Annotated in this window: 1 protein-coding gene and 1 pseudogene; one reads left to right on the top strand and one right to left on the bottom strand. The window is 39.5% G+C overall.

What is annotated here, in order from left to right; all coding sequences use genetic code 11:
• A pseudogene (locus ACXAC4_RS18770) lies at window positions 1-275 on the top strand (hypothetical protein); the annotation flags it as partial.
• 269 nt (window positions 276-544) lie between these two features.
• Here ACXAC4_RS18770 and ACXAC4_RS18765 read toward each other — a convergent pair.
• Window positions 545-1,078, bottom strand: a complete 534-nt coding sequence (locus ACXAC4_RS18765) for a hypothetical protein (protein ID WP_475161239.1) — start codon at window positions 1,076-1,078, stop codon at window positions 545-547.
• Between the last annotated feature and the right edge of the window lie 97 nt (window positions 1,079-1,175).

Raw genomic sequence — 1,175 nt, 5'->3', positions numbered from 1 at the left:
AATTAATAGGGTTTAATGCGGGTATCATTGGGTTTGCTGTATTACTTGTTTTGGTCGCCATTGCTTTTTATGGCCTGACTGTTGAAGTGAACCCAAACAGCCACTCAGTTAGTTTTTGGTTTGGCCCAGGCGTTGGTAAGAAAACACTAAATTTTGATGATATAGAGTCTGTGAGAAGAATCGCAAAACTCGTTACGTCATGGTGTTCGGAATGCGCATCAGCCATGGTCCAGTTTATGCTGCTGCTGGTTTCTCTGCGATCGAAATTCTACTAAAGGATGGCACTAAATATCGAATTGGTACAAATGATCAAGAAACCTTACTTGCAAGTTTCTGAAATGCTAAAGCATGTTCCTGAAGTGATTAACACACCTGAACAAAAACGTTGATGAAGATGACGAGGAACATGAGCCAGTTAAAAAGCGTAAGTATCCATTTGATTTTAGTTAGACATAGTTAGCTCATTTCTAGTCTAAATAAAAAAATAGCGCCACTGTTATGTTCGGCGCTATTTTTTTATTTAGACTAAATGAGCTAACTATGTCTAACTAAAATCAAATGGATCTTTACGCTTTTTAACTGGCTCATGTTCCTCGTCATCTTCATCAACGTCTGCTTGTTCAGGTGTGTTAATCACTTCAGGAACATGCTTTAGCACTTCAGGAAAACTTGCAAGTAAGGTTTCTTGATCATTTGTACCAATTCGATATTTAGTGCCATCCTTTAGTAGAATTTCGATCGCAGAGAAACCAGCAGCAGCATAAACCCAACCATCATGGCTGATGCGCATTCCGACACCATGACGTAACGAGTTGCGAACCGCTCTCACAGACTCTATATCATCAAAATTTAGTGTTTTCTTACCAACACCTGGGCCAAACCAAAAACTAACTGAGTGGCTGTTTGGGTTCACTTCAACAGTCAGGCCATAAAAAGCAATGGCAACCAAAACGAGTAATACAGCAAACCCAATGATACCCGCATTAAACCCTATTAATTGCGCAGCAACGGCTAAAAAACTACTGATCCACAATAAAATAGCCCATATCACCCATGCTAATTGTGTATGTTTGTACATAAACTCTCTTTAATTAATCTTCAATTTTAACTGGGGTTGGACGCGAGAAGAGGTGCTGTGTAAGAGGTGAATCTAACCGTCGTTAACCTTAGCAATA

The sequence above is a fragment of the Pseudoalteromonas sp. AWM4_233 genome, assembly GCF_056158285.1.
This window is presented reverse-complemented; position numbering and strand designations above follow the sequence as displayed.